This is a genomic window from Streptomyces caniscabiei, from assembly GCF_014930365.1.
Classification (GTDB): Bacteria; Actinomycetota; Actinomycetes; order Streptomycetales; family Streptomycetaceae; genus Streptomyces; species Streptomyces caniscabiei.
Genome location: NZ_JABXWI010000016.1, coordinates 99,653 through 118,560, shown reverse-complemented (window position 1 = coordinate 118,560; position 18,908 = coordinate 99,653). Strand labels below are relative to the sequence as shown.

Genomic DNA, 18,908 nt, shown 5'->3' with positions numbered 1-18,908 from the left:
CGCACCCACGAGAGAAGAGTCAGCGATGCCGGCCGCCCGTCCCCGTGCCTCCACCGCCCGGACCACCCCCGAGGAACGCCGCGTCCACCGCTTCCAGACCCGCGTCGCGGTCTGTGCCGGGGGCGGCGAGGTGTGCGACGGGTGGATCCTCGGTGTCGTGGGCACCGCCCTGCCGCTCGCCCGTGCCGACCTCGCGCTCACCTCGTTGCAGACCGGGCTCATCGGCGCCGCCACCCTGGTCGGCATCTTCTTCGGGGGGATCGTCTTCGGCCGGCTCACCGACAGGTTCGGACGCCAGAAGATGTACCTCTTCGACCTGCTGGTCTTCCTCGTGGGCTCGGTGCTCCAACTCGCCGTCGACGACGCCCTCCAGCTTTTCGCCGTCCGGCTGCTCATGGGTGTCGCCGTGGGCGCCGACTACGCCATCGCCGGGGCGCTCGTCGCGGAGTTCGCCCCACCCGAGCGGCGGGGCCGGCTGCTGGCCTCGCTCATCGCGTTCTGGTACGTCGGCTACACGCTCGCGGCGGCCGTCGGCATGACCCTCGCGTCCTGGAGCACCGATCCGACCGTCTGGCGCTGGATCCTCGCCAGCAGCGCCGTACCTTCGCTCGTCGTGCTGGTCGCACGGCTGGGGACCCCCGAGTCACCGCACTGGCTGGCGAGCAGGGGCCGGTACGCCGAGGCCGACGCGATCAGCCGGCGATGGCTCGGAACGCCGCACGACGGCACGCGCCACGACAGCAGAGGCCACGACGGCACGGGCCGTCATGGGACGGACCACAGCGGGACGGACCACGACGGGAAAGGGGCGCACCGGACGCCGGCCGATCAGCCGCAGGCGGCCCCGGCCGGGGCCGACCGGACCTCGGCCGCGCTCACCGGCCTCGCGGCGCTGTTCGCCCGCCCGTACCGGCGGATGACCGCGTTCACCAGCCTCTTCTGGCTCTGCCAGATCACCCCGTTCTTCGCCATCTCCACCTTCGCCCCACAGGTGCTGGCCTCTCTCGGCGCGGGGGACGACGGCACCGGCGAGGTCGCGCTCAACCTCTTCCTGCTGCTCGGCTGCGTGAGCGGCGTCCTGCTGATGGACCGCGTCGGCCGCAGGCCGCTGCTCGTCCACCCGTTCCTCGTGACCGCCGCGGCCCTGCTGGCGCTGGGCCTGTGGCCGCACGGCCCGCAGTGGGCGATCGCCGGCTGCTTCGCCGTCTTCGCGCTCTTCCACGCGGCGTCCAGCACGCTCCAGGCGGTCTACCCCAGCGAGGTCTTCCCCACCGAGATCCGGGCCACCGGCATCGGTTTCGCCGCCGCCACCAGCCGCATCGGCGGCGCGGTCGGCACCTTCCTCGTCCCCCTCGGGCTGGAGAAGTGGGGAGTGAGCGCCGTGGTGCTCTGCGGCTGCGCCCTGTCCCTGGTGGGTGCGCTGGTGTCGGTTGCCTGGGCGCCGGAGACCAGCGGCCTGTCGCTGTCGCGGTCGAGTGCGCCGTACGACAGGCCGCCCCGCGACCCGAGCGAGGAGAACCAGCCCGTCTGAAGCTCCGCCCGACCCCCTGCGCGACTCCCGCACCCAGCTGCCGAAGGAGAGCCCATGTCCCGCCGTCTGTTCACGTCGGAGTCGGTCACCGAAGGCCACCCCGACAAGATCGCCGACCAGATCAGCGACGCCGTCCTGGACGCGCTGCTGCGCGAGGACCCCCTGTCGCGCGTCGCCGTGGAGACACTGATCACCACGGGTCACGTCCATGTGGCGGGTGAGGTGACCACCCGGGCGTACGCCCCGATCGCCGCGATCGTGCGCGAGAAGATCCTCCAGATCGGCTACGACTCGTCGGCGAAGGGCTTCGACGGGGCCTCGTGCGGGGTGTCGGTGTCGATCGGTTCGCAGTCGCCGGACATCGCCCGGGGCGTGGACACCGCGTACGAGAAACGCGTCGGAAGCGCCGGAGGCGCGGACGACGACGGCCTGCTCGACGCGCAGGGCGCCGGCGACCAGGGCCTGATGTTCGGCTACGCGACCGACGAGACCCCCGAGTCGATGCCGCTGCCGATCCATCTCGCGCACCGGCTGTCGCGGCGGCTGGCCGACGTCAGGAAGGACGGGACGATGCCCTTCCTCCGTCCGGACGGCAAGACCCAGGTCACCGTCGAGTACGACGGGGACCGGCCGGTCCGCCTCGACACCGTCGTCGTCTCCTCACAGCACGCGCGCGACATCGACCTGGACACCCTGCTCGCCCCCGACCTGCGGGAGCACGTCGTGGAACACGTCCTCGCCGGCCTCGCCGACGACGGCGTCAAGCTGGACACCGAGGGCTACCGGCTGCTGGTGAACCCGACCGGCCGTTTCGAGATCGGCGGTCCCATGGGGGACGCGGGGCTGACCGGGCGGAAGATCATCATCGACACGTACGGGGGCATGGCCCGCCACGGCGGCGGCGCCTTCTCCGGCAAGGACCCCTCCAAGGTGGACCGTTCGGCGGCGTACGCGATGCGCTGGGTGGCGAAGAACGTCGTCGCGGCCGGTCTGGCGCGTCGTTGCGAGGTCCAGGTCGCCTACGCCATCGGCAAGGCCCGGCCGGTCGGTCTGTTCGTGGAGACCTTCGGCACCCACACCGTCGACACCGAACTCATCGAACACGCCATCACCGAGGTCTTCGACCTCCGCCCGGCGGCCCTCGTCCGTGACCTCGACCTGCTGCGCCCGATCTACTCGAGGACGGCGACGTACGGGCACTTCGGCCGTACGCACCCGGACTTCACCTGGGAACGCACCGACCGGGCCGCCGAACTCCGGCGCCACGCCCTCCCCGCGCGATGACCGGCGCGACGCGGCCCGCGGTGGGCACCCTGGAGAGGAGCGGGACAGCGGGCCCGCGTCTCCCGGGTGCCCCGGCCGACCGCGAACGGCCCAGCTTCTCCTTCGAGTTCTTCCCTCCGAAGACAGAAGCGGGCGCCCGCACCCTGTGGGAGGCGATCCGCCGCGTCGAGGCGCTGTCGCCGGCGTTCGTCTCCGTCACCTACGGCGCCGGCGGCTCGTCCCGCCGACGGACCGTCGAGGTCACGGGGCGGATCGCCGCCGAGACCACGCTGCGGCCGGTCGCGCATCTGACGGCCGTCGGGCACTCGGTCGCCGAACTGCGGCGCATCGTCGGCCAGTACGCGGACGCCGGCGTGCGGGACGTCCTGGTCCTGCGCGGTGACCCGCCCGGAGATCCGCGCGGTCCCTGGGTACCCCACCCCCAGGGCCTGCGCCACGCCTGCCAACTCGTAGAACTGGTGCGCTCGTTGGGGGACTTCTCGGTCGGCGTGGCCGCCTTCCCCGAGCGTCATCCCCGCTCCCCCGACTGGGAGAGCGACATCCGGCACTTCGTCGCCAAGTGCCGGGCCGGCGCCGACTACGCGATCACGCAGATGTTCTTCCACGTCGACGACTACCTGCGTCTGCGGGACCGCCTCACGGCGGCGGGCTGCCACGTACCGGTCATCCCGGAGATCATGCCCGCCACCGACGTCCGGCAGATCCGACGCTTCGCCGCGCTCAGCGACGCCGCCTTCCCCGAGGACCTCGCCCACCGTCTGGAGGCCGCCCGCGGCGACCCCGCCGAGGGCCGTCGCATCGGGGTCGCGTACGCCACCGCGATGGCCTCACGGCTGCTGGACGAGGGTGCGCCGGGGCTGCACTACATCACCCTCAACAAGTCCACCGCGACCCTGGAGATCCACCGGAACGTCGAGCCCGTCCGGGTCGCCCACCGACCACCCGCCCCCGAGCAAGGCTGGAGAGCGACACGATGCGCATCGCCGTCACAGGTTCCATCGCCACCGACCATCTGGCCACCTTTCCCGGGAGGTTCGCCGACCAGTTGATCGAAGGCCGGCTCGACCGGGTGTCGCTCTCCTTCCTCGTCGACGATCTCGACGTGCGCCGGGGCGGAGCCGCCGCCAACATCGCGTTCGGTCTCGGCGTGCTGGGACTGACGCCTCTTCTCGTCGGCGCGGTGGGGGCCGACTTCGACGAGTACGGGATCCTGCTGGAGGAGCACGGCGTCGACACCGGTCACGTCCATGTCTCGGACACCCGCCAGACCGCGCGCTTCATGTGCACGACCGACGCGGACCAGAACCAGATCGCCTCGTTCTACGCGGGGGCGATGGCCGAGGCCTCCCGTATCGATCTCGCGCGGGTGGCCGACCGCGGCGGGGCACTCGATCTCGTCGTCGTCTCCCCGAACGATCCGGCGGCGATGCTGCGCCACACCGAGCAGTGCCGGGAGCTCGGGATCCCCTTCGCCGCGGACCCCTCGCAGCAGCTCGCCCGCCTGGACCGCGACGAGGTCCGCCGGCTCGTCGAAGGCGCCGCATGGCTCTTCACCAACGAGTACGAGGCCGCCCTGCTGCTGAGGCTGAGCGGCTGGACGCGCGAGGAGGTGTTGGCCCGGGCGGGGACGTGGATCACCACCCGGGGAGCCCAGGGCGTCCGGATCGACACGGCCGGGGCGGCACCGGGGCACTTCCCCGCGGTGCCGGCGAGGCGGGTGGTGGATCCCACCGGCGTGGGCGACGCGTTCCGGGCCGGTTTCCTCGCCGCGCGGAGCTGGGGCCTGCCGCTGCGGGCTGCCGTGCCCCTCGGCTGTGCTCTGGCGACGACGGCGGCGGAGGCCCTCGGCCCGCAGAGTTACGCGGCGTCGCCGACGGAGCTGCTGGAGCGGGTCAGGGACACCTACGGCGACGAGGTCGGCGCGCTGCTGGCCCCCCGGCTGGCGCGGGCCGTCTGTCGGTGACCGCGGTGGACGCGCTGACGACGGGAGACCCGATGGGAGACGAACGCCGTGTCGGCGAGGTCCCCGGGGACGGCTCGGTGCTGCGGAGCCTCGCCGCGGAGGGGGTGTCCGTGTGGCTCGCGGGAGTGGGCCGGCCCGAGCTGGCGGACGGCTCGCTGCGGGCATGGGTCACCGACGCGTACATCACCGGGGTGGTGCTGTCCGCGTCGGCGATGACGCGTGAGCTTCGGCGGCGCGGGCACCACGCGTACCTCGAACAGCTGGGCCTCCTCGCCCGGCGCCGCGCCTCGCCGGAGGTGATCGTGCGCGCCCTGTCCGCGTACGACGCGCGCTGGGCGTGCGACGTTCTCGCCCCCGTGCACGCGGCCGCCGAGGGCCTCGACGGCTGGGTCTGCGCGGAACTCGACGCGCGGCTGGCGGACGACGGCCCGTCCGCGTTGGAGGAGGTGCGCGCCCTCGCCCTGGCGGTCAACCGTCCGAACCTGCTGGTGACCGTCGCCGCGACCGACGCGGGGCTGGACGTGGTGCGCGCGTGCGTGGCCGAGGGCATCGGGGTCTACGTGGCTCCCCTGCACTCGGTGGAGCGCTACGGGGCGGTCCTCCATGCCGGCTGGGAGGGCCTGGAGCGGGCGCACCGCGCCGGGCTCGCGGTCCGGGGGGCCTGTGTGGCGGCACTGGACGTGGCGGCGGTGGAGGCCGCGGTGGACCGGCGGCTCGGCGCACCGGACGACCCGCGGGAGGCCGCCGGTCCGCGCGGCCGCACGGCACTCGCGCTGGCCCGTGCCGCCTACGACCTCCATGAGCGCGAGCTCGACTCCGGCCGCTGGCGCACCCTGCGCGGCGCCGGCGCCCGCCCGCAGCGGCTCGTCTGGTCCGGCGCGAGGTGGGGCGACGACGTGGATCCGGGCGAGCGGGCCGTCGGCGTGCGTCATGTGGAGGAGATCGTCGCCTGGCGGACGACCCATCTGCTGTCTCCCCGTGCCGTGGCGGAGACGGCCCGCCGTGCGAGGCCGCGCGGCGACTCCCTGTCCGGGGAGGCACCGGCGGCCCACGACACGCTCTCCGCGCTGCGGCGACGGGGCGTCGACCTGTCCCGTCTGGGCGCGGAGCTGGACCGGCTCCGGCTGCGGGAGCGGGTGCGGGACCGTGCGGAACTGGTCGACGCCGTACGGGACGCGCCGTGCGTCAGGGCGTACCTGTGAGGCCCGCCTCCGTGAGCGCCGGCCGTCGGCCGGGGAACTCCCCGCCGACCAGCGCGAGCAGCGGGGCGGCCTTCACCGCCGTCTCCTCGAACTCGGCCTCGGGGTCCGACAGCGCGGTGATCGCCCCGCCGATGCCGTACCGCACCCGGTCCGGTGTGACGACGGCGGTACGGATCACGATGGACAGGTCCGCGGTGCCGAGCAGGGAGAAGTAGCCGATCGCGCCCGAGTAGACACCGCGTGCCCCGCCTTCCAGTTCGTCGATGATCCGCATGGTCCGTTCCTTCGGGGCGCCGGTCATGGAGCCGCCGGGGAACGCCGCGCGCACGCAGTGGACCGCGCCGCTGTCCGCCCGCAGCGTGCCGCGTACGGTGCTGACCAGTTGGTGCACGGTGGCGTGGGTCTCCACGGTGAAGACCTCGGACGCCGTGACGGAGCCGATCTCGCACACCCGGCCGAGGTCGTTGCGGACCAGGTCGACGATCATCAGGTTCTCGGCGCGTTCCTTCTCGTCCGCGCGCAGTTCCTCGGCGAGGGCGCGGTCGTGGGCGGGGGTGCTGCCGCGTGGGCGGGTGCCCTTGATGGGTCTGGACTCGGCCGTGCCGTCGGCCCTCACCCGCAGGAAGCGTTCCGGCGAGCTGCTCAGCACGGACAGGTCGCCGAACCGCAGCAGGGAGCCGTGGGCGCCGGGGCTGATCCGGCGCAGTCGGCGGTAGCCCTGCCAGGGGTCCAGCGCGACGTGTGCCTCGGCCATGTTGGTGAGGCAGATCTCGTACGACTCGCCCGCGGCGATCTGTTCCTGGCAGCGCCGGATCAGTTCCAGGTAGGCGTCCCGGTCGTGGCGCAGGGTGATCGGGGCGGGCCGCCCGGGTGCGGCGGGCGCCGGTGCGAGCTCCCGGCCCGCCAGGCGGGTCAGGCGGGCGGTGGTCGTGTCGAGCCAGGTGGTCGCGGCCGACGTGGCGCCGTCCTCCGCCAGGGCCAGCAGATGGGTGGTGCCGGTGTGGTGGTCGAACGCCACGGCGCGGTCCGCGAACAGCATGGTCGCGTCCGGTTCGGCGGACTGGTGGGTCGGTCGGCCGCCGGACTCCGTCCCCAGCTCGTAGCCCAGGCTGCCGACCCAGCCGAGGGCGAAGTCGAAGGGCAGGTCCGGGGCGTCGACCCGAATCGAGCGCAGGTCCTGGTCGAGCCAGTCGAGGAAGTCTCCCGTGACCAGCCGCAGTCCGTCCCGCGCGGTGACGCGGACCGTCCGGCTGTGCACGTCGGCGGTGGCTACGCGCGCGAGCGGGCCGGACCCGTCACCCATGAAGGAGAAGCGGCCGAGGTCGTCGTCGGTGCGGCTGCTGTCGAGCCAGAACGCGTGGGTGGCGGCCCCGTAGAGGTCCTCGAAGACCACCTCCTCGTGCCAACGGGTCGTCAACTGCCGTGTGTGGACGGTCAGTCGGCTTCGTGGTGACTTCTCGGGCCGCTTCGCCGCGGGTGCGGACGCGGGCCTGCGGCGCGGAGTGCCGCCCCGCTCCAGGAAGTTGCGCAGGAGCCGTCGGCCGTACGGCGTGCCGATGGACTCCGGGTGGAACTGCACTCCCCACAGGGGCCGGTGCCGGTGGCGCAGCCCCATGAGGGTGCCGTCGGGGGTCCAGGCCGTCGCTTCGAGGGCGGCGGGGAGGGTGTGGACGGCGAGGGAGTGGTACCGCACGGCGTCGAAGGGGTGCGGCAGACCGGCGAAGAGTTCGCGGCCCGTGTGGAGGACGGGTGAGGCGCGGCCGTGGCGCGGCTCCGGTGCCCGGCCCACCGCTCCCCCGCCCGCCACGGCGATGCCCTGGTGGCCCAGACACACGCCCAGGAGGGGGACGCGGGCGGTGTCGACGATCTCGCGGCAGATGCCGAAGTCGCCCGCGCGGCCCGGGTGTCCGGGGCCGGGCGAGAGGACGACGGCGTCGTAGGCCGCGAGGTGGGCGGCCCGCCAGTGCGGGTCGTCGTTCTCGACTACGGTCGGTTCGCGGCCGCCGAGTTCGGCCAGGTGGTGGAAGAGGTTGTAGGTGAAGGAGTCGTGGTTGTCGACGAGCAGTGTGCGCATACCGGGGCGGGACCCTTCCCGTGGACGGTGGAGTCAGGCGTGGACGAGGTCGAGACCCGCTCCGGTCCGCGCCCCGCGTTCCCTGGCGGGGTGTATCTCCAGCAGCATGTGCTCCACCGGGTCGGGTCCCTCGTGGACGGTGCGGGTCCTGAGCGTGCGCAGCTCCCGGCCGCATCCGGCGGCGATCTGGCACAGGGCGCCGAGGTCCCCCCGGTCGCTGAAGTGCAGGAGGGCGACCCCGTCGTCGGTCAGACGGTGCAGGACCTCGGCCAGGTACCTGCCGTGCGTGCGGTAGCCGGGATCGACGTAGGCCTGCTCGTGGACGGTGCGGTAGGTGTAGTCGGGCGGCGCCATCACGTAGTTGGAGCTCCAGAAGATCCGGTCGAACCGGGCGCCGGGGTCGAGGGCCGAGAACAGGTCGCTGTGCAGCGCGGTGACCCGGTCGGTGACCTGGTGCCGTTCCGCGTTGAGGCGGGTGTTCTCCACGGCCCGCTCGTTGATGTCCGTCGCGACGACGCGGCCCCAGCCGGCGAGTGCCGCCTGGACGGCGATGACGCCGGCGCCGCAGCCGATCTCCAGCAGTGAGGCGGGCGGCCGGTGCGGGGCGGTGCCGGTCGGCCCGAGGAACTCGGCGCCGATGCGGGTCGAGGGCGAGTAGAGGGGGGCGAAGACCTCGCCGAGCAGGTCCCAGCGCCGGCCGAGGAGGGTGAACTCCCGGGGCCGGTCCGGCCGGGTCAGCGAGCGGCGGCTGCGTTCGAGGGACTTGAGGTGACTGCGGACGTCCGACATCGAGGCCTCCAGCGAGGTGTGGGGTGTTCCGGCGAGCCGATCTCCCCACACCTTTCTCGATGGGCCCCGCGCCCCGGAAGGTGATCGAGCGACAGCCCCGGCCGCCTCGGTGGTGGCACGGCCACAGGGTTGGGTGCGCCACATGCGGGGCAGGCGTGCGAGTGCGCGGGGGCGGCCTCAGCCGGGACGGCAGGCACACCGCCGTGGGCAGAACGGGCGGATCCGGTGCGGTTGGGGGAGTGCGTGGGCGCAGACGAGTTACCGACATCCGAGGACGGTCGACCGGACGAGGCCGCGCACATGCTCTGCGTCCTCGAACTCCTCGCGGCGGAGGCCCCTCCCGCGCAGGTACGGGACCTCGTGCGGGATTTCGGCCGCCGCGACCCGAGGCCGGACCGTGAGGCCGTCCTGCGGCTGGAGCGGGCCGAGAGCCTGGCGCTCCAGGTGCACTCGCTGTTCGCCCGCCGTCAGCAGCGGGAGGCGGAGCTGTCCGCGCTGGTCGACACGGCACGGGATCTGACGCTGCCCTACGAGCTCGACACCCTCATGGAGACCGTCACCCGGCGCACCCGCGGTCTGCTTGGCATGGATATGTCATACATAAGCTTCCACGACGACGGCGGGAACGGGAGTTTCGTGCAGAGCGCGGACGGACACGCCTCCGCCCTCACCGTCGGCTACCGGGTGCCCGACGAGTCGGGTCTCGGCCGGGCGGCCACCGAGAAGGGCGTCCCCATCTGGACCCCCGACTACCTCTCGGACGACAGCTTCCGGCACACCGGCGTCCTCGACGAGGTGGTGCGCGCGGAGGGGATCCGGGCGATCATCGCCGCTCCCCTGTCGGTCGGCGGCAACACCTTCGGCGTGCTGTACGCGGCCGACCGCAACGTACGCCACTTCAGCGTCAACGACGTCGCCCTGATGAGTTCGCTCGGCGGCCTGGCGGCCGTGGCCATAGACAAGACCCGCGCCCTGGAGCGCAGTCACGCGGACGTCGCCGGCCTCTCCGACGTCCGGCGCCTCGGAGAGACGCACAGCAGACTGGTCGACCTCGCGCTGGCGGGCGGCGGTCTGCAGACCTTGGCCACCGAGGTGGCCGAGGTCCTGGGCGGGTCCGTACTCGTCCGGGACATGGAACACCGCTCTCTCGCGGCCGTCGGCACGATGCCCACGATCGACGAGGACGAGGCACGGGCCGCCGTCCAGACCGCCGCCGCCCTCGGCCCCCAGCGCGCGAACGGCGGCGGAGCGGGCGTGTGGGCCGCGCCGGTCATGGCCGGCAGCGAGGAACTCGCGGTCCTGCTGCTGCACCCCCGGCGGCCGCTGAACGACGCCGGTACACACCGTATGCGCCTGGCGGCACAGGCCGTCGCCGTGCTGCTCCAGGTGCAGCGCAGCGAGGCGACAGCGGCGAGCCCCTTCCGCGACGAGCTGTTCGACGACCTCCTGGCCCTGGAGCGACGGCCGCTGAAGCAGCTCGAACTGCGGGCGAGCCGACTGGGCATCGCGCACGAACAGTCGTTCGCCGTGGTGGTGGTGCGCCCCGAGGGCGGTACCGCGGGCCGCGCCGCCAGCTGGGCGGCCTCGTACGCGCATCGCGTGGGCGGGCTCCGCAGCATCCAGAGCGGATGTGTCTCCCTGCTGCTGCCGATGTCGGCCGCACCCGACCCCGACTGGGGCGCGGGAGAGTTCGCCCGCTCGGTCTCCGAGCAGCTGGACGGTCTGCTGGGGCAGCCGGCCACCGTGGGCGCGGGCGGACCGGTCCGGGGCCTGGGCCGGGTGCGCAAGGCCCATCAGGAGGCCATGCGCTGCATGGAGGCGCTCGTCGCGCTCGGCAACGTGGGGGCCAGCGCGTCGGCGGCGGACCTGGGCTTTCTCGGTGTGCTGCTCTCGGACGACCGCGACGTGGCCGCCTTCGTCGACGCGACGATCGGGCCCGTGCTCGACTACGACGCACAGCGGCTGACGGATCTGACGCGAACGCTGGACGCGTTCTTCGCCGCGAGCGGCAGCCCGACCAACGCGGCGGAACTGCTGCACGTGCACCCCAACACCGTCTCCCGGCGCCTGGAACGGGTGGCCGAACTCCTCGGCGCGGACTGGTCGAAGCCGGCGAAGGCGCTCGACGTGCAGCTGGCGCTGCGACTCCACCGGACGAACCACGTGCTGCGCCACCAGCGGCGGACCGGACGGACGGCGGAGCCGTCCGCTCAGGCCGACAGACCGCACACCACCGGTCCCTCGCCGTACACCGACTGACCGGCGGCGTCCACCGACCTCAGCGCGGAGATCGCGTACGCGCAGGACGCCAGGGCCATGTGGCGGTGCCAGCCCTCCAGCGACCGGCCCTCGAAGTCCCGCAGCCCCACCGCCTCGCCTCGGGTGCGCCAGCCCTGCTCGACGCCTGCGGTGAGCCGGGTGAGGTTCAGGAACGCGGGCCCGGAGAGGCCGCGCACATTGGTCAGCCACATCTGCGAGGGCGGCCGGCGCGGATCGTGCCAGACACCGAGGGCGGTGAGCGGGCCGCTGTCCGGCCCCTGCCCGGCCAGGCGCACCCGGGCGGTCACGAACCACGTCGCCGGCCGACCGGCCCCCGTGACCGGCCGGGCGGGCCGTAGCCGCAGCGCCCTGTCGAGGACCCGGTGCGCGGGGGCGACGCACCGGCCGCGCCCTCCCGGCGCCGGACGGTCCGCCGCGACCCTCACCCCTGTGCCGATCCGCGTCACCAGCGGATGTCCCTCCCTCAACCGCCGTGCCACGAGACGCTCCTCCTCGGGGTCGCCGCGCACGTCGAGCAGCGCGGGCCGCAGCGGATCGCCCCAGCGGCGCACGTCGTCCAGGAGTCCGGCGACGGCGCCGGGCGGACCGGCGTCCGGCACCGCCTCGTCGCGCCACCGGCCGGTCAGCCGCAGGCGCCAGCCGACCGGCGCCGTCACCCGTGGGGAGACGAACCACATCCCGTACGCCTGCTGGCCGTGCACGAGCTGACGGGTGTCCGGCGAGAAGTGCCGGCCCACCCCCACACTGTGTTCGCCGGTCTTGCGGATCGACACCGGTTTCAGCACCCAGGCGGACGCGGGTCCCGTCGTCTCCAGGAAACCGGTGAGGGCCCGGCTCAGCGCGGTCCACTCCCACCGCGAGCCGCTGACGAAGTGGTGCAGCCGCCGGGTGTCGCGGGGCGCTCCGACGGCCGACGCGATGTTGGCGACGGACTTGCGTCCGTCGGCGCTCAGCAGCCCGTCGACGTACTGCCGTGCCCGGATGCGCTGGTCGTAGCGGCGGAACTCGGTGAACAGGACGGCGCACAGCTGGGTGGCGATGTCTTCCATGGCACACCAGGCTTCTCGTCCCCGGTGCCGAGGACGAGGTGGGAGGAACACATCACTGCCGCCCGCCCGTGGTGACCGGGCCACCACCCGGCACGGGTCAAGGGCCCCTCAACCGCGCCGATCGGACGGCGGGGCGGTGGCCGGGCCACCACCCGGGGCCTGCTCGTCCGGGTCGTCCCCGGCGAGGAAGGCGACGAGTGCGTCGAGCAGCGCCGCGGTCGCGTCCAGCGGCACCAGATGGCCCGCGCCGGGGACGATCCGCAGCCGCGCGCCGGGGATCAGTGACGCCAGTTCGTGGGCCTTGGCGACGGGGATCCAGGAGTCCTCCTCGCCCCAGCACACGGTGACGGGGATGGCGATGTCCCGGTACAGGCCCTGGATCTCGTCGGTGTGGCGCTGGTCGGCCTGGGCGATCTGACGGTAGAACGCCGCCTGCCCCGCCCCGTCCGTCCAGGGTCCGGCGAGGGCGACGGCAGCCTCGGGGCGCAGCCCCGCGTGGCTCGCGGAGGCGATGTACTCGCGGACGAGCGCCCCGTGGAGCGCGGGCGGCAGCTGCTCGAAGACGTGCGCGTACTCGCCGACCAGCCGGAAGAACGGCGAACCCCACGGCGCGAGGGCCACGGGGTCGACGAGGGCGAGGCGCCGGTAGGGGACGCCGTGCAGCAGATGGGCCCGCAGGGAGACACAGCCACCGAAGTCGTGGGCGACCACGGACGGCTCCGACAGCCGCCAGTCGGCCATCAGTTCGGCGAAGACCTCGCCCTGTGCCGCGAGGGACACGTCCTGGCCCCGTGTCTTCTCGGAGGCACCGTAGCCGGGCATGTCCCAGACGTACACCAGGTGGCCCCGGTCGGCGAGCGCGGAGGCGATCTCCCGCCACACGTACGAGGAGAACGGGGTGCCGTGCAGCAGCACGACGGGCTCACCGTCGCGCGGCCCCAGGCGGTTCCACCGGACCGTCCCCGATCTGCTCGCGAAGACCTCGGGCAGCTCCCAGTCGTGCAACGGTCCTTTCCTTCCCGCCCGCGTCGGGCATGGGCGACCGGAGAAGTCCGGTGCCGGCGCGTCGCGAACAGTCTCCCACCGGGACGACGACCGTGCCGCGCGGCCACGGGGCGGTGGTCCGGTCACCGTCCGGTCGTCCGGTGCGAGCGCCCGCCCGCTCCCGGGTCCGGCCGGGGTGGTGACGGGACCACCACGACCGGGCCGCAGGGGTGTGTCCCTCGCACCTCGTCCCGGGCACCGGGGCACGGGAAGTCTGGTGTGCCGTGGAGGACGTCGCCCGTGCGGCACGTCGCCACGGACTTCCCTCTCCGTCTCACCGCCGCGTTCCCACCGCTCGCAACGCCGCGCCCCGCCCCGGGGTCCGGGTGCGGGACCGGCGCGCGGCGCCTCGATCCGAGAGAAAGCAGGCACATGACAGTGAACACGAGCACACCCCTGGAACCGGACCGGCTGGACTCCCCCGGCCGTACCGTCGCGGACCTCGCGTCCGTGCTGACCACGTGGTGCCCCGACCTGTGCGCGGCGACCCCGTGCGGTGTGCTGGCTCCGCTGCTCGGCCGGCTGGAGCAGGGCCATCCGGAGTTCCGGTACGTCCACCGGGAGGACAACGCCATCGCGCTGGCCGTGGGCACCGCCCTGACCGGCGGGCGTGGCGCCGTACTCATGCAGAACTCGGGCTTCGGACAGTCGGTCAACGTCATGGCGTCCCTGGTCGAGCCCTTCGACGTGCCGCTCGGACTGGTCGTCAGCATGCGCGGCACCGGCGTCGACGGCACTCGGGAGAACCGCGGCATGGGCGAGGTCACCGCGCCCGTGCTCGACCGTCTGGGGGTGCCGTGGCGCATGCTCGGCACGGACGGCGACCGCGGCGCGGTGGCGTGGTTCGAGACCGTGCTCGCCGACCGGACGGGGCCCGTGGCCCTGCTGGTGCCGCCGGAGTCCTTCGGCTGGAGCGCGGCCCGGTGACCCGGCGATCGGACGTCCTGGAGACGGTCGTCGCCCACGGTCACGACAGTCCCCTCGTGTTCACGACGGGCTACACCTGCCGCGAGGCCTTCGCCGTGGGCGACGCGCCCAATCACCTGTACATGACGGGTTCCATGGGGATGGCCTCGGTGATCGGTGTCGGAGTCGCCCGGCGCACCGACCGGACGACCGTGGTGGTCGACGGGGACGGCGCCTTCCTGATGAACCCCGGCGCGCTGCTGGTCGTGAAGCAGTACCGGCCGGAGAACCTGCTCCACCTGGTCCTCGACAACGGCGGCTACGAGTCGACCGGCGGCCAGGACTCCTCCAGCGCCGACTTCGACATCCCGCTGATGGCCATGACCATGGGCTACCGCGCGTGCACACGGATCGACGACCCGGCGGATCTGCGGCGACGGCTGCCGGAGCTGGTACGCGACCCCGGCGGTCCGCATCTGGTGTACATCCCCACGGAGCCCGCGCCCGCGGGGAGCAGTCCGCGGATCACGGTGGATCCCGCGGCCAACTTCCTGCGCTTCCGCGACTGGATGACCGGTCCACGAAAGGTGAAGGTATGACGACCGCCCTCACGTCGGACGCGATGTTCGACTCGGAGATCCGGACCACCTCGTCGGACAGTCTGATCGTGCGGTACTACCGCGGGATCCGGCTGGTCTCCGACAGGCTGCGCGAGACGGTGTCCGGCGACGCCTTCGCCCCGGCGTTCGACTACCCGGAGCTGAGCGACACCTGGGAGGAGTTCTTCGACGTCGCGCGGGCCTCGTGGACCGGGCTCGACGACTACGGCGACAAACGGCTGACGCTCCTCGATCTGACGGGGAATCCGGCGACCCGCACCGGCAAGACACCCGCCTCGCTGCTGATGGTGGCGCGGGCCGTCCACCACATCCGAAGCACCGGCGAACCCGTCCTGCTCTTCACGCCGTCGTCGGGGAACAAGGCGATCGCCCTGCGGGACGCGGTCGGGCGGGCGCTCCGGCTGGGGCTGGCGGGTCCCGACGAACTGCGCATCGTGACGCTGACCCCGCGCGGGACGCTCTACAAGTTCCGCCACGACCCGCTGCTCGACTCCGACGAGCTGCGGCGGCTGAACCCGCTGATGGTGTACGACGGCGCCGAGCCGGCCGCGGTGAAGAGGATCGGCGCGGAGTTCACCCGCGTCATGTCCGCCCCCGGGCGCGGGCCGTGGCGGGTCTGGCAGTCCCTGAACATCGCCAACTACCAGGCCGCGGACTGCTGCCGGGCCTTCTTCGAGTACGAGTTCGGTGGCGACCCCGGCCGCCGGCTGCACGCCCACTCGGTGTCCAGCGCCTACGGACTCCTCGGCTACCAGCGCGGCCTCGACCTGCTGGCGGGCCTGGGCCTGCCGGTGCGTCAGCCGGGCTTCCTGCTGGTGCAGCACTCCGAGACGAGCGACATGGTGCGGCACTTCCTGCGCGCCCGGACGGGCGAGGAGCCCCGCGTCGAGTACCGGCACAACAGCCGCAGCGGACTGCTGGAGCAGGACGCCTCGCCCCACTTCCCCCGGACCACCTGGTCCGCGCGGGAGAACCTGGAGCCCACGTTCTACACCAAGGAGCCCCCGACCGCGCCCGAGATGACCGGGCTGATGAAGGCGCACGGCGGCTCGGGCGTCATCGTGTCGCTCCAGGAGTGCCTGGCCCGCTACGGCGAGGTCCGGCACCGGCTGCGCGGCACGGCCTGTGAGCTGCCCGACGACCCGCGCACCCTCGGGGAATGGTCGCTGGTCATGGCGCTCACCGGGGTCTTCAACGCCGTCGACCGGAAGCTGGCCGACGACTTCGACGACATCGTGGTCCACGGCTCCGGGGTCTACCACCGGCCCACGCACGAAGGCGTACGACCGGATCAGGTGCAGGTGGTGACCGACGCCCCGCACATGGTCCGGCTGGTCTCCGAGGCCACCCGCTGAGAGCGGTCCACCGAGGAGCAGCCCGACGAAGACCGGCCCGACGAGAACCAGTTCGACGAGGAACCCCTCAGGCCAGAACCGAAGAAGGAGTTGACGACCCGTGAAGCGTGAACTGCTGAAGTCCAAGATCCACCGGGCGACCGTGACCCAGGCGGACCTGCACTACATCGGCTCGATCACCCTCGATCCGGACCTCATGGAGAAGGCGGACATCCTGCCGCACGAGAAGGTGGACGTCGTCGTCCTCAACAACGGGGCGCGCTGGACGACCTACGCCCTCCCGGGCCCCCGCGGCAGCGGTGTCGTCGGGATCAACGGCCCCACCACCCGGCTCGCGCTGCCCGGTGACCTCGTGATCATCATGGCGTACGCCAGCGTCACCGAGGAGGAGACCAAGACGCACGAGCCCCGGGTCCTGTTCGTCGACGGCACGAACAAGATCATTCACGAGGGCACCGACCCGGCCGCCGCTCCCGAGGGAACGGGCACCTTCCGCGGCGACCGGCTGAAGGAACCGCACCCCTCCGCTCCGCACCCCGCCGCACGGTAGGGACCGCCGTGCGGGCCCCGGACCCCGTTCGACGCGGGTCCGGGGCCCGCGCCCGCCCAGGTGCGGGCCGACCCCGAAGGAACTGCCTTGCCCAGTCGCGACATCCTGATCGTCGGAGTCGGATCGCTCACCCGGGCGATCTGCTCGTCCCTCGCCACGGTCGCCGAGAGATGCACCGTGACACTGCTGTCGGGCACACCGCGCAACGCGGCGGAGGTCTGCTACGTCGCGAACACCCGCGCCGCGCTGAGCGGCACCGGAGTGGAGTTCCGGGCGCTGCCGGCGCCGGAGTACTCCGCCGAGGTGTTCCGTGCCGTGCTGGCACGCGTCCGGCCCGCCGTCGTCCTCAACTGCGCCTCGCACCAGTCGCCGTGGGAAGGGACCCGCGCTCCCTCGGCGTGGAGCGATCTCGTGGCCCGGGCCGGATTCGGGGTGACCCTGCCGCTGCAGGCGGTGCACGCCCTCACCCTGGGCGAGGCGATCGCCGAAGTGAGCCCCGGGGCGCTGCTGGTGAACGCCTGCTTCCCCGACGCGGTCAATCCGGTGCTGGACGCGCTCGGCGTCCCGGTGTTCTGCGGCACCGGCAACGTCATGACGATCGCCGCGTCGCTGCGGAGCGCCCTGCGCGCGGAGCGAGCGCCGGGCTCCTTGCGCGTGCTGGCTCATCACGTGCATCTGCACACACCGGACCACCCCGACGAGGAGGCACTGGCCTGGCTCGACGGAACAGCCGTGCCGGACGTCACCGAGGCGCTGCGCGCCCAGCGCGACACACCGCGATCCGAACTCAACGCGGTGGGCGGCCACGCCACGGCCCTTCTCCTGGGACACCTCCTCGACGGGCGCGACACGCGCGCCGACCTCCCCGGGCCCTCGGGGCTGCCCGGCGGCTACCCCGTGCGGATCTCCTCGGGCCGTGTCCACCTCGACCTGCCCCCGGGCGTGTCCCGGGAGCGCGCCGTGGCGCTCAACCGGCGCTGGGCCGCACGGGACGGCGCCCAGGTCGGGCCGGACGGCGGCGTCCGCTTCACGGCGGAGGGCGACCCGGAGACCGACGAGGAACTCCCGGACCTCCTGGGCCCGTTCCATGTCACCGACGTACGAGCGAGGTGTGCGCGGATGCTCGCGCTGAGGGCACGGCTGCGGAACCTGCCGTCACGGTCCTCCGCATGAGGGGAGGACCGCGGGAGAGGCGGCCCACGGCGATGTCGGACGCCGCGCCGGGGCGGGGGGTGCCGCCCACCCTGATGGTGCTCGGCGGCATCGTCGCCCTGGAGTTGGGCGCCGCCCTCGCCAAGCTGCTCTTCCCCCTCGCCGGTGTGGCGGGCGTGGTGGCCCTGCGGCTCCTGTTCGCGGCCGTGGTGCTGGCGGTCGTCATGCGGGTGTCCCCGCACACGGTGCGCGACCGTGCGACGCTCGGGCTGGTCCTGCTCATCGGGACGCTGCTGGCCCTGCACCACCTGGCGTTCTACGCGGCCGTCGACCGGCTGCCGTTGGGTGTGGCCGTCACCATAGAGTTCACCGGCCCGCTGGCCATCGCCCTGTTCTCCACGTTGCGGCCACGCGGGCTGCTGTGGGCGGGGCTGGCCGCCGTCGGGGTCTGTCTCACCGCGCTCGCCGACACGAAGGGGCCGGTGAGCACCGCCGGAGTGCTGCTCGCCACCGGGGCGGCGGTGACCTGGGGCGGCTACATCCTCGTCTCCTCGGCCCTCGGCCGCCGGACCGACAACGGGCGTTGGCTGACGGTGGCGACCGCGTGGGCCGCCCTCCTGACGCTGCCCACGGCCCTGGCCACGTCCGGCACGCGGCTGCTCGACCCGTGGGTGCTCCTGGGCTGTCTCGGTGTCGCCCTGCTGTGCGAGGTCGTGTCCTACTCGCTCCAGAACGACGCCCTGCGCCGTATGCCGGCGCAGGGCTTCTCGATCCTGATGAGCCTGGAGCCCGCCGTCGCCGCGCTCCTCGGGCTGCTGATCCTCGGCCAGGCCGTCTCCGCCTGGCAGATCGCCGGGATCGCGGCGGTCGTGCTCGCCTCCATCGGCAACACCCTCGCGCCCGGCCGGGAGTGACTCCGGCGCCCGGCCGGCCGGTCAGTGCTTCCAGTGCGCGGGCGGGGGCGCCGGCCGCAGGCCATGACGGATCGCATGGGCCGCGTCGATGCCGTACACCACGTCGTGGAAGAAGCGCTTGAAGGCGATACCCAGTGCGTACATCGCGTCTCCACCTCTCTGTGCCGCGCTGACACCACCAAGGATCGCGTGGGC

At 73.2% G+C, this 18,908-nt stretch carries 17 protein-coding genes; 12 read left to right on the top strand and 5 right to left on the bottom strand.

Annotated elements, in window-relative coordinates; all coding sequences use genetic code 11:
* The first annotated feature begins 25 nt into the window (after positions 1 to 25).
* From HW837_RS36545 to HW837_RS36525, 5 genes are read left to right on the top strand one after another with little or no spacing between them, the layout of a single operon-like run.
* The gene (locus tag HW837_RS36545; protein ID WP_193381203.1) at positions 26 to 1,531 is read left to right on the top strand and encodes an MFS transporter; all 1,506 of its coding nucleotides are present in this window, start codon (positions 26 to 28) and stop codon (positions 1,529 to 1,531) included.
* Between the two features lie 54 nt (positions 1,532 to 1,585).
* Positions 1,586 to 2,815 (top strand): methionine adenosyltransferase, encoded by a 1,230-nt coding sequence (gene metK / locus HW837_RS36540; protein ID WP_045560425.1) that lies wholly within the window; start codon positions 1,586 to 1,588, stop codon positions 2,813 to 2,815.
* Positions 2,812 to 3,864, top strand: a complete 1,053-nt coding sequence (gene metF, locus HW837_RS36535) for a methylenetetrahydrofolate reductase [NAD(P)H] (protein ID WP_078853720.1) — start codon at positions 2,812 to 2,814, stop codon at positions 3,862 to 3,864. Before metK ends, metF begins: the two co-directional genes overlap by 4 nt.
* Positions 3,789 to 4,778: a carbohydrate kinase family protein gene (locus HW837_RS36530; protein ID WP_045560424.1), complete on the top strand. Its 990-nt coding sequence runs from the start codon at positions 3,789 to 3,791 to the stop codon at positions 4,776 to 4,778. Before metF ends, HW837_RS36530 begins: the two co-directional genes overlap by 76 nt.
* 32 nt (positions 4,779 to 4,810) lie before the next feature.
* Complete coding sequence (locus tag HW837_RS36525) at positions 4,811 to 5,980, top strand: transaldolase family protein (protein ID WP_052683037.1); 1,170 nt, start codon at positions 4,811 to 4,813, stop codon at positions 5,978 to 5,980.
* On the opposite strand, the gene pabB is transcribed toward HW837_RS36525, so the two are convergent.
* A complete protein-coding gene (gene pabB, locus HW837_RS36520) occupies positions 5,964 to 8,054 on the bottom strand; it encodes an aminodeoxychorismate synthase component I (RefSeq protein WP_045560423.1) in 2,091 nt (696 codons plus the stop codon). The genes HW837_RS36525 and pabB overlap by 17 nt on opposite strands.
* Before the next feature lie 33 nt (positions 8,055 to 8,087).
* The gene (locus HW837_RS36515) at positions 8,088 to 8,843 is read right to left on the bottom strand and encodes a methyltransferase domain-containing protein (RefSeq protein ID WP_193381202.1); all 756 of its coding nucleotides are present in this window, start codon (positions 8,841 to 8,843) and stop codon (positions 8,088 to 8,090) included.
* Between the two features lie 243 nt (positions 8,844 to 9,086).
* Here HW837_RS36515 and HW837_RS36510 point away from each other — a divergent pair, with 243 nt between their 5' ends.
* Positions 9,087 to 11,102: a helix-turn-helix domain-containing protein gene (locus HW837_RS36510; RefSeq protein ID WP_256255026.1), complete on the top strand. Its 2,016-nt coding sequence runs from the start codon at positions 9,087 to 9,089 to the stop codon at positions 11,100 to 11,102.
* Here the strand turns inward: HW837_RS36510 and HW837_RS36505 are convergent.
* Both HW837_RS36505 and HW837_RS36500 read right to left on the bottom strand, forming a co-directional pair.
* Entirely contained in the window at positions 11,054 to 12,172 is a 1,119-nt protein-coding gene (locus tag HW837_RS36505) for an IS701 family transposase (RefSeq protein ID WP_052683033.1), read from the bottom strand. The genes HW837_RS36510 and HW837_RS36505 overlap by 49 nt on opposite strands.
* Before the next feature lie 108 nt (positions 12,173 to 12,280).
* The gene (locus tag HW837_RS36500; protein WP_045560419.1) at positions 12,281 to 13,177 is read right to left on the bottom strand and encodes an alpha/beta fold hydrolase; all 897 of its coding nucleotides are present in this window, start codon (positions 13,175 to 13,177) and stop codon (positions 12,281 to 12,283) included.
* A gap of 411 nt (positions 13,178 to 13,588) precedes the next feature.
* Here HW837_RS36500 and HW837_RS36495 point away from each other — a divergent pair, with 411 nt between their 5' ends.
* The 6 genes from HW837_RS36495 (at position 13,589) to HW837_RS36470 (ending at position 18,713) form a co-directional block, all read left to right on the top strand.
* Entirely contained in the window at positions 13,589 to 14,143 is a 555-nt protein-coding gene (locus tag HW837_RS36495; RefSeq protein WP_093789919.1) for a hypothetical protein, read from the top strand.
* Entirely contained in the window at positions 14,140 to 14,721 is a 582-nt protein-coding gene (locus tag HW837_RS36490; RefSeq protein WP_052683030.1) for a thiamine pyrophosphate-dependent enzyme, read from the top strand. Before HW837_RS36495 ends, HW837_RS36490 begins: the two co-directional genes overlap by 4 nt.
* On the top strand, positions 14,718 to 16,097 hold the full coding sequence (locus tag HW837_RS36485) for a DUF6002 family protein (RefSeq protein WP_193381201.1): 1,380 nt from the start codon (positions 14,718 to 14,720) through the stop codon (positions 16,095 to 16,097). Before HW837_RS36490 ends, HW837_RS36485 begins: the two co-directional genes overlap by 4 nt.
* 100 nt (positions 16,098 to 16,197) lie before the next feature.
* Positions 16,198 to 16,647, top strand: coding sequence for an aspartate 1-decarboxylase (panD, locus tag HW837_RS36480; protein ID WP_045560418.1), 450 nt, complete (start codon positions 16,198 to 16,200; stop codon positions 16,645 to 16,647).
* Positions 16,648 to 16,734: 87 nt separating this feature from the next.
* Entirely contained in the window at positions 16,735 to 17,820 is a 1,086-nt protein-coding gene (locus tag HW837_RS36475; protein ID WP_193381200.1) for a potassium transporter TrkA, read from the top strand.
* On the top strand, positions 17,817 to 18,713 hold the full coding sequence (locus HW837_RS36470) for an EamA family transporter (RefSeq protein WP_237270530.1): 897 nt from the start codon (positions 17,817 to 17,819) through the stop codon (positions 18,711 to 18,713). The genes HW837_RS36475 and HW837_RS36470 overlap by 4 nt, the downstream gene beginning before the upstream one ends.
* A 21-nt stretch (positions 18,714 to 18,734) precedes the next feature.
* On the opposite strand, the gene HW837_RS49725 is transcribed toward HW837_RS36470, so the two are convergent.
* Positions 18,735 to 18,857, bottom strand: a complete 123-nt coding sequence (locus HW837_RS49725) for a hypothetical protein (RefSeq protein WP_256255028.1) — start codon at positions 18,855 to 18,857, stop codon at positions 18,735 to 18,737.
* Positions 18,858 to 18,908: the final 51 nt, after the last annotated feature.